This is a genomic window from Microbacterium sp. CCH5-D1, from assembly GCF_001557335.1.
GTDB lineage: Bacteria > Actinomycetota > Actinomycetes > Actinomycetales > Microbacteriaceae > Microbacterium > Microbacterium oxydans.
Map to the genome: position 1 here is coordinate 1 of NZ_LSJW01000203.1, position 8,505 is coordinate 8,505.

8 protein-coding genes are annotated in these 8,505 nt (G+C 68.3%); 1 reads left to right on the forward strand and 7 read right to left on the reverse strand.

All coding sequences use genetic code 11. The features are described 5' to 3' along the window. From cydD to AX744_RS12195, 4 genes are all read right to left on the reverse strand, one after another. On the reverse strand, positions 1-1,596 hold a 1,596-nt coding region (cydD, locus tag AX744_RS12180), incomplete at its 3' end, for a thiol reductant ABC exporter subunit CydD (RefSeq protein ID WP_061017145.1). Then, a complete protein-coding gene (cydB, locus tag AX744_RS12185) occupies positions 1,593-2,621 on the reverse strand; it encodes a cytochrome d ubiquinol oxidase subunit II (protein ID WP_029259883.1) in 1,029 nt (342 codons plus the stop codon). The genes cydB and cydD, both read right to left, overlap by 4 nt. 14 nt (positions 2,622-2,635) lie before the next feature. Next, a complete protein-coding gene (locus AX744_RS12190) occupies positions 2,636-4,051 on the reverse strand; it encodes a cytochrome ubiquinol oxidase subunit I (protein WP_029259882.1) in 1,416 nt (471 codons plus the stop codon). Beyond that, on the reverse strand, positions 4,038-4,748 hold the full coding sequence (locus AX744_RS12195; protein ID WP_029259881.1) for a helix-turn-helix transcriptional regulator: 711 nt from the start codon (positions 4,746-4,748) through the stop codon (positions 4,038-4,040). Before AX744_RS12195 ends, AX744_RS12190 begins: the two co-directional genes overlap by 14 nt. 100 nt (positions 4,749-4,848) lie before the next feature. Between AX744_RS12195 and radA the strand changes: the two genes are divergently transcribed. Then, the gene (radA, locus tag AX744_RS12200) at positions 4,849-6,216 is read left to right on the forward strand and encodes a DNA repair protein RadA (protein WP_058630739.1); all 1,368 of its coding nucleotides are present in this window, start codon (positions 4,849-4,851) and stop codon (positions 6,214-6,216) included. 80 nt (positions 6,217-6,296) lie between these two features. Here the strand turns inward: radA and AX744_RS12205 are convergent, their stop codons facing one another. The 3 genes from AX744_RS12205 to AX744_RS12215 form a co-directional block, all read right to left on the reverse strand. Continuing rightward, entirely contained in the window at positions 6,297-6,707 is a 411-nt protein-coding gene (locus AX744_RS12205) for a hypothetical protein (RefSeq protein ID WP_046747602.1), read from the reverse strand. Positions 6,708-7,081: 374 nt separating this feature from the next. Beyond that, on the reverse strand, positions 7,082-7,732 hold the full coding sequence (locus AX744_RS12210) for a hypothetical protein (RefSeq protein ID WP_046747601.1): 651 nt from the start codon (positions 7,730-7,732) through the stop codon (positions 7,082-7,084). A 71-nt stretch (positions 7,733-7,803) separates the two neighbouring features. Beyond that, entirely contained in the window at positions 7,804-8,304 is a 501-nt protein-coding gene (locus tag AX744_RS12215) for an amino-acid N-acetyltransferase (protein WP_046747600.1), read from the reverse strand. Positions 8,305-8,505 lie beyond the last annotated feature (201 nt).

An 8,505-nucleotide genomic window follows, 5' to 3' on the forward strand; every position in this document is an offset into this window, starting at 1 on the left:
CGTCGCCCCGGCGTCCGCCTTCTCGCGCAACGATCGCCACAGCCGGTCCTCGGTCTCGGGGTCGAGCGCACTCGACGGCTCATCGAGTGCGAGCACCCGTCCGGACGCGGTTGCCTGGCGATACAGGGCGCGGGCGACGGCCACCCGCTGCGCCTGCCCGCCCGACAGTCCCGCCCCCTGCACGCCGAGCTCCAGCGCGGGGTCGATCCCCTCGGCGCAGGCGTCGTCGAGCGCAGCGCGCACCCGACCTGCGTCCGGCACAGGATCACCGAGGGTGACGTTCGCCGCCACGGTCCCGCGCGTCAGTCCAGGTGCCTGTCCGGCCCAGGCGAGCCACACCGACGGCGCGATCCCCCGCACGTCCGCGCCGCCGTAGAACGCCGTCCCCTCGAACTCGACCGCGCCCCGGAGTGCCGCCAGCAGCGACGACTTCCCCGACCCGCTCGGCCCCTCGATGACCGTGATGGTCCCCGGCCCGGCTGCGAACGACACGGACGGCAGGTCGCGAACCCGCAGACCCTCGACCACGAGGTTTCCGCCGTTCGCCGGTTCCACGGTGGTGTCCACATGCATGACCGATTCACGGATGCCGGGGGTTTCGGCGGCGATTCCTCCGACATCCGTCGAAAGCTCCTGCATCCGCGCGCGCTCCCCCGCCGCATCGAGCACCTCGAACACGTCCTCCGTCGCCGCGACCCCCTCGGCCGCCGCGTGGAACTGCACCCCCACCTGCCGGATGGGCAGGAACGCCTCGGGAGCGAGCAGCAGCACGAACAGCCCCACCTCGAGGGTCAGATCGCCCGACAGCAGCCGGAAGCCGACCGACACCGCGATCAGGGCCACCGCGATCGAGGCCAGCAGCTCCATCGCGAAGCCGGACAGGAACGAGAACCGCAGCACCTTCATGGTCTCGCGGCGGTACTCGTCGGCGGTGACCTCGATGCGGTCGGCCGCACGCCGGTCGCGTCCGAACAGTCGCAGCGTCGACAGCCCCTGCACCGTGTCGGCGAAGCGTGCCGCGAGGCGCTGCAGCGTCTGCCACTGCCGGGTCTGCACGGTGCGGGTCGCCATGCCGATCAGGATGAGGAACAACGGGATCAGCGGCAGCGTGATCACTGCGGTGAGTCCGCTCGGCCAGTCCTGCCACCACATGACCGCGACGAGCACCGGCGTCGCGATCACGGTCAGCACGAGCTGCGGGATGTACCGGGCGAAGTAGGCGTCGAGAGCTTCGAGCCCGTGACCGGCCGTGACCGCGAGCGCCGTCTGATTGCGCTGCGCGAGCCACCCTGGCCCGAGCCTCCCGACCGCAGCCACGAGCGCCGTGCGCAGCTGCATCCCCGTCTTGGCTGCCGCCCGTGTGCCCGCGGCATCCGAGGCCGCGATGAGCAGGCCGCGCAGCAGAGCCGTGAGCAGCAGCCAGAGCAGCGACGAGGTGACGTCACGCCCCGCGAGCGCCCCCGTGATCGCGTCGGTCAGCAGCCACGCGAAGGCGATCGTGACCGCCGTCTGGACGACGCCGATCAACGCGGATGCCGCGAGGAAACCCCTCGCGGCACCCGCGTATCGCAGCAGTCTCGGATCGACGGGTTTCACGCGTGCGCCGGAGCCCCCTCGATGGATTTCCGGGTGACGCGCTTGCGGAACACCCAGTAGGTCCACGCCTGGTACGCGAGCACGAGCGGCATCGCGATCAGGGCCGTCCAGCTCATGATCTGCAGCGTGTACGGGGTGCTCGAGGCGTTGGCGATCGTGAGGCTGTAGGCCGGGTCGATCGTCGACGGCATCACGTACGGGAACAGGGCGGAGAACAGCATGACCACGGCGAACATGACCGTGAGCATGCCGGCGAAGAACGCCCACCCGTCGCGACGGACGAGCGAGAAGCCGACCGCCGCGATCAGGCTGACCGCCGCGAGCGCACCGGCTGCGATGACCAGCCAGAGCAGCGGAGCCTCGCGGCCCATCGCGATCGCGACCGTCCAGATCACCGTCGCGGCTGCGACGAGGATCGTCGGGATGGCGGCCTTCTTCGCGAGCTTCTGCGCATCCTCATGCACCTGACCATCGGTCTTGAGTGCCACGAACAGCACCCCGTGCAGGAAGAAGAGCAGCAGCGTGGTGACGCCCACCAGCAGTGCGTAGGGGTTCAGCAGGGAGAAGAAGCCGCCGACGAAGATGTGGTTCTCGTCGATCGCGACGCCCTGCACGATGTTGCCGAACGCCACACCCCACAGCAGCGCGGGAACGACCGAGCCGATCACGATCATCCGGTCGAAGCCGGCCTTCCACTTCGCGCTGTCGCGCTGGTGCCGGTACTCGAACGAGACACCGCGCAGGATCAGCGCGAGCAGGATCAGCAGCAGCGGCAGATAGAAGCCGCTGAACAGCGTGGCGTACCACTCGGGGAACGACGCGAACAGCACGGCGCCGGCCACGATGACCCAGGTCTCGTTGAGATCCCAGACCGGGCCGATCGTGTTGATGACCTGTCGGCGCGAGACGTCGTTCTTGCCGAGGAACGGCAGGGACATGCCGACTCCGAAATCGAAGCCGTCCAGGACGAAGTAGCCGACGAAGAAGAAGGCGACGATGAAGAACCAGAGTGTTGCGAGATCCATGATGCTCCTCCCTCTCAGTAGACGACCGACGGCAGCTGGGCCGTCTCGTCATGCGGCTTCTCTTCGGTGTCGGGCCCCTTCTGGGCGGCCCGGATGATGAGGCGGATCTCCACGACGGCGAGCGCCGCATAGATCGCGGTGAACGCGATGAGCGATATCAGCACCTCGAGCCCGCTGACGCCCGGCGAGACACCGTCCTGCGTCGTCATCAGCCCGAACACGATCCAGGGCTGTCTGCCCATCTCGGTGAAGACCCAGCCCATGATGTTGGCGGCCAGCGCGAGCGGGAACGACCAGATGGCGACCTTCCACATCCACGGTGCGACCGGCTTCTTGGCGCCCTTGCGGGTGACCCAGAGGCCCGCGACGGCGACGAGCGCCGCGGCGATGCCCAGGCCGATCATCCAGCGGAAGGCCCAGTACGTGATCCACAGCACCGGGGCGAAGTCGGTCAGACCGGTGGCGGCGTAGGTCTGCGCGTACTCGGCGTTCAGATCGTTGATGCCGTGCACACACGCGTCGAGGGTGTGTGTCGACAGCAGCGAGAGCAGATACGGCACGCGGATGGAGAACAGTTCGGAGCTGCCGTCCGGGGTGCCGAGCGTGAAGATGCTGAACGAGGCATCGGGACCGCAGACCGTGTTGAACGTGGCCTCGGCCGCCGCCATCTTCATGGGCTGCGCAGCGTACATCGCGAGGCCCAGCTGGTCGCCCGTGAGCACGACGCCCGCGGTCGAGACGATCATGGCCCAGAGCCCGAACTTGAGCGAGATGCGCATGGTGTCGAAGTGCTGGCCGCGCGAGAGGTGCCAGGCCGAGACCGAGATCACGACACCGGCGGCGAACATGAACGCACCGAAGATCGTGTGCGGGAACGCGGCGAGCGCGACGGGGTTGGTCAGCAGCGCCCAGAAGTCGGTCAGCTCGGCGCGGTTGGTCGCCTCGTTGAACGTGTACCCGACGGGGTTCTGCATGAAGGCGTTGGCGGCGATGATGAAGTACGCCGACAGGATGCTGCCGATCGAGACGCACCAGATCGTGGCGAGGTGCAGCTTCTGCGGGAGCTTGTCCCAGCCGAAGATCCAGAGGCCGATGAAGGTCGCCTCGAAGAAGAAGGCCAGCAGGCCCTCGAAGGCGAGCGGGGCGCCGAACACGTCACCGACGAAGCGGGAGTAGTCGGACCAGTTCATGCCGAACTGGAACTCCTGCACGATGCCGGTGACGACGCCCATGGCGAAGTTGATCAGGAAGATCTTCCCGAAGAAGCGGGTCAGGTGCAGGTACTGCACCTTGCCGGTGCGCACCCACGCGGTCTGGAAGATCGCCGCGACCAGCGCCATGCCGATCGTGAGCGGCACGAAGAGGTAGTGGTAGACGGTCGTCAGGCCGAACTGCCATCGGGCCAGAGCGAGCGGATCAAGCCATTCCATGCACGACTCCTGTTCTGTGGTGCCGCTGCTTCGTGCTGTGACGCAGCGTTCCCTCGACCAGCGGCGCGGTGGTGTCGCGCAGCTGCACGGTGCAGTCCGACGGGAGGACAGCGTCGCGCACGCACTCGGCTTCGAGCGGTCCGCCTGCCTCGTTCAGGACGCCTTGCATGAGTTCCAGGTGCACGCGGCACAGCATCGGGCGGTCCTCCGACCGTCCGGCGGCGTGCGGGCACGGGCTGAGGTCGACCGTGAGACTGCGGTCGTCGAGCACGGGCTCGAAGCCGCTCTCCTCCAGGTGCTCGACGAGCGCATCGAGCTGATAGGTGGCTTCGCGACCGAGTCCGGACGCCGCGTCGGGGAGCATGCTCCGCATCAGGTCGCCACGGCGGGCGGCCGCCTTCGCCTTGTCTCGGGCCACGGGACTGGAGGCCCCTGGCGCTCCGGTCGCCGCGCTGTACAGCGTGCGCGGTCGGCCCCGTGTCGTGCGGTGCTCGATCGTCGGGATCACGTAGCCGCCCTCGATCAGGCGCTGCAGGTGCTCGCGGATCGTGTTGGGGTGCAGCCCTGTGGCTTCGCACAGCTGGGTGATGGAGAGCTCGCCCCGGGTCTGCGAACTTCCCGCTTCGAAGAGCAAGTGCAGGATCTGCACCCGGGAGTAGCTCGAGATCGGCCCGCAGACGGGCCCGCCGTTGGCCATGAACCCAGTATCCCGCGACACTGCGAGTTTGCCGAGAGGATGGGCCGTGAATAAACACCTGGCCGATAGGGATGTCTGATGCCGGCGATAGCCTGGGGGCATGGCCACCCGGAAACCCGCTCCTCCTGCGTACGTGTGCACGGAATGCGGGTGGACCACCGCCAAGTGGGTCGGACGCTGCGGCGAGTGCCAGCAGTGGGGAACGGTGCAGGAGCAGGCAGCGCAGACCGGCATCCTCCGTCGGGTGGGGCCGGTCGCGCCGACGGCCGACCGTGCCGCCCGGCCCATCACGCAGATCACGACGCAGGATGCACCGCGTCGTTCGAGCGGCGTCGGCGAGTTCGACCGTGTCCTCGGCGGCGGCATCGTGCCGGGGGCGGCGATCCTGCTCAGCGGTGAACCCGGCGTCGGCAAGTCCACGCTTCTGCTCGAGGTGGCAGCGCAGGCGGCTCGCGGCGGACGCCGTGTGCTCTACGCGAGCGCCGAGGAATCCCCCGGTCAGGTGCGCCTGCGCGCCGAGCGCACTGGCGCGCTGCACGACGAGCTGTATCTCGCGAGCGAGACCGATCTGGCGACCATCCTCGGCCACATCGACGAGGTCAAGCCGCAGCTCGTGATCGTCGACTCGGTGCAGACCGTCTCGTCGTCCCTGATCGACGGCGCCGCCGGGCAGCCCAGCCAGGTGCGAGAGGTGGCTGCCACACTGATCCGCATCGCCAAGGATCGCGACCTGCCGATCATCATCGTCGGCCACGTGACAAAGGACGGTCAGGTCGCCGGGCCCCGTGTGCTCGAGCACCTCGTCGACGTGGTGTGTCACTTCGAGGGCGACCGGCAGACCTCGCTGCGCTTCGTCCGCGCGCTCAAGAACCGCTTCGGTCCGACCGACGAGGTGGGCTGCTTCGAGATGACCGGCGACGGCATCGCCGAGGTGCCAGACCCCTCAGGGCTCTTCCTCTCGCAGGGGGCGACCGAGCCAGGCACGTGCGTGGCGATCTCGCTCGAGGGTCGACGCGCCCTTCCCGTCGAGGTGCAGGCGCTCACGGTGCCGAGCAACGCCCCGAACCCGCGCCGCATCGTGCACGGCGTCGACTCCTCGCGGGTCGCCATGGTGCTGGCCATCCTCGAGAAGAGAGCCGGCATCGCGACCGGCAGCCTCGACGTCTACGTGTCCACGGTCGGCGGTGTGCGCTTCACCGAACCCGCGGCCGACCTCGCGATCGCCATCGCCGTGGCGGGTTCCATCCAGCAGATCTCGGTTCCGCGCACGGTCGCGGCGGTGGGCGAGCTGAGCCTCGCCGGGGAGATCAGGCCGGTCACGCAGGCGGCCCAGCGACGCTCCGAGGCCGCGCGCCTCGGCTATGAGCAGGTGGTCGACGATCGTTCGAAGACGCTCCGAGCCGCGCTGAGCGATGTACGCGCGCGCAACACCTCACGCCGATCCGACCGCGACATCCCCCCGTTCTGACCGCCCGCGCTTCCGCGTCGCGGTTTTGACGTCGAAGGTCAGGCATGGAGGGGCTGACGCCGTGTGTCAGGCGTCGCGTGTCAGGCGTCGAGCGCCTTGAGCAGCTCAGCGGGATCGGCCTGCATCGGGTGCGGTCCGGCGATATCGAGGAACACCGTCGTGATCGGGTGCGCCGCGAGGAACTTCCGCAGCCAGTCCGCGCTGTAGATGCCCACTCCTGGAGGCAGGTTGGCAGGCTTGTTCTTCGCGTCGCTGAAGAGCAGCAGGGCGAGGTCACCGGTGTTCGGGTCGCGATACGTCCACACCTCGCCGCTGTCGAGAGGGTTGTCCCGCGCGCCGGGCTTGATGAGCGGGACGATCGTGGTGCCGTGCCGGAGGGCGAGCGCGACCGCAGCGACATCCTGCTTCTCCAGAGCCTGCGCCAGAGCGTCCGAACGGAAATCCTCGGGTGCCGGCTTGTTCTTTCCGGACTTCGCCTTCTTCGCTGCCATGCATCCAGCTTATGCAGAGCGCCGGGCTCAGAGTGCCGATCCGACAGCGGAGACGATTGGGGCCCTCTCGAGTCCCACATTGGGGACTGGGGTACTCGAGAGGGCCCTCGGACTCTCGTGCGGCGATGTCGAAGCGCTGGGGACGCTGTAGTTCGACGCCACTGGGGATGGCTTGTTGCCGCAGATGCGGAGAGTCGCTTCTATGGTATCCCAAAGAGTGGGGGATGTCAGCATCGTGCGGCGAAGGCAGGCGACATCGCTCCATTTCGTGCGATACCCGTCGAGCGACGACGGATTTCGAAGGCGCCGTCTGAGATCGCTTCGAACTCAGCGGGACGGAGCTGCGCAGCGATCGGTCGTCGGTGCGACGTCGTTCAGTAGAGCAGGATCTGCGCGCTCGAGGGGCTCGTGAAACCGCCGATGGATACCTCGACGTGGTACGAGGCTCCGCCCCCAGGCGCTCGCTGTCGATTCTCCTGGGCACAGGTCTCGACACTCGACCGGGTGCGATCCCAGGTGACGGGGTCCTTGCTCGTGACCGTGGTACCCGCCGTGAGCGTGGCGATCATGCTGCTCGGGTTCTCCTGGCAGTCGGTCGAACGCCACCATTCGTCCGAGCCGCTGGAGATCGTGAACGCCTGGGTGGCGGAACCGACGTCGAGCGTGCAGTCCTTCGTGCCCTTGTTGGTCAGCGAGATCGAGAGCTTCGGCAGAACGCCGGGCGCATAGCTCTCGGCGTCGGTCACGGCGGCGACCTCGATGTCCGCCGCCTCGCAGGCGACGATCGCCGGCGTCTGCTCGGAGGAGGGATCGGGAGAGGGCGACTGCCCCTCGGTCGTCGCGCCCGCGGACGGTGACGGCGACGTGGAGGGGGTGGACGTCGGCGTCGATGACGTGTCGGCCGAGGCCCACGGGCGGGCGATCAGCAACCAGGCGCCGATGCCGATCGCGGCGACGGCGAGGATGAGACCGAGGATGACGACCAGTCGCCGACGACGGTAGACGGCGGCAGAGCGACGGGGCATGACTCCAGGCTAAGCGATCCGCCGCGCTCAGCCTGGGAGGCCCCACGGCACACGCGGACGAACGTGCGTGGTCAGAGCACCTTGAGCATGCGCGTGTTGCCGAGCGTGTTCGGCTTGACGTGGGCGAGGTCGAGGAACTCCTCCACACCCGCGTCACCGCTGCGCAACAGCTGCGAGTACACGTCCGAGTCGACCACCTGCTCGCCGATCGGGGTGTAACCGCGCCGCCCGAAGAAGTCGACCTCGAACGTGAGGCAGAACAGGCGGGTCAGGCCGAGCGTCTTGGCGTTCTCCTCCAGGCGGTCGACGATCGCGCGCCCGACACCGTGGTGCAGCCAGTCGTCGCGCACGAGCAGAGTGCGCACCTCGCCGAGGTCTTCCCAGAACACGTGCAGCGCACCGCATCCGATCAGCACGCCATCGGCCTCTGCGACGACGAACTCCTGCACCGCGCCATACAGCACCGCCAGGTCTTTGCCGAGCAGGATGCGCTGTTCGACGAGCGGCTGCAGCAGGTCACGGATGCCGACGATGTCGGCGCTGCGCGCCGGACGGACGATGTACTCGCTCACACCTCAAGCCTAGAACCCACCCCTGGGCATGTCCCTCAGCCGTGGTCGGTATGCCAAAACCCAGACCATCCGATGCCCTCGAGGCGTGTCCGGCCTGGACGCGCCGAGGCGCCGCGGCATGGTCTGGGTTTTCGCACGAGGCGGGGACACACGAGGCGGGGACGCAAGAGGCGGGGACGCAAGAGGCGGGGACGCAAGAGG

What these genes read in the sequence shown, in the direction of transcription:
- cydB (WP_029259883.1), bottom strand. Translation starts at nt 2,621, where the DNA reads ATGGATCTCGCAACACTCTGGTTCTTCATCGTCGCCTTCTTCTTCGTC.
- AX744_RS12190 (WP_029259882.1), bottom strand. Translation starts at nt 4,051, where the DNA reads ATGGAATGGCTTGATCCGCTCGCTCTGGCCCGATGGCAGTTCGGCCTG.
- AX744_RS12195 (WP_029259881.1), bottom strand. Translation starts at nt 4,748, where the DNA reads ATGGCCAACGGCGGGCCCGTCTGCGGGCCGATCTCGAGCTACTCCCGG.
- radA (WP_058630739.1), top strand. Translation starts at nt 4,849, where the DNA reads ATGGCCACCCGGAAACCCGCTCCTCCTGCGTACGTGTGCACGGAATGC.
- AX744_RS12205 (WP_046747602.1), bottom strand. Translation starts at nt 6,707, where the DNA reads ATGGCAGCGAAGAAGGCGAAGTCCGGAAAGAACAAGCCGGCACCCGAG.
- AX744_RS12210 (WP_046747601.1), bottom strand. Translation starts at nt 7,732, where the DNA reads ATGCCCCGTCGCTCTGCCGCCGTCTACCGTCGTCGGCGACTGGTCGTC.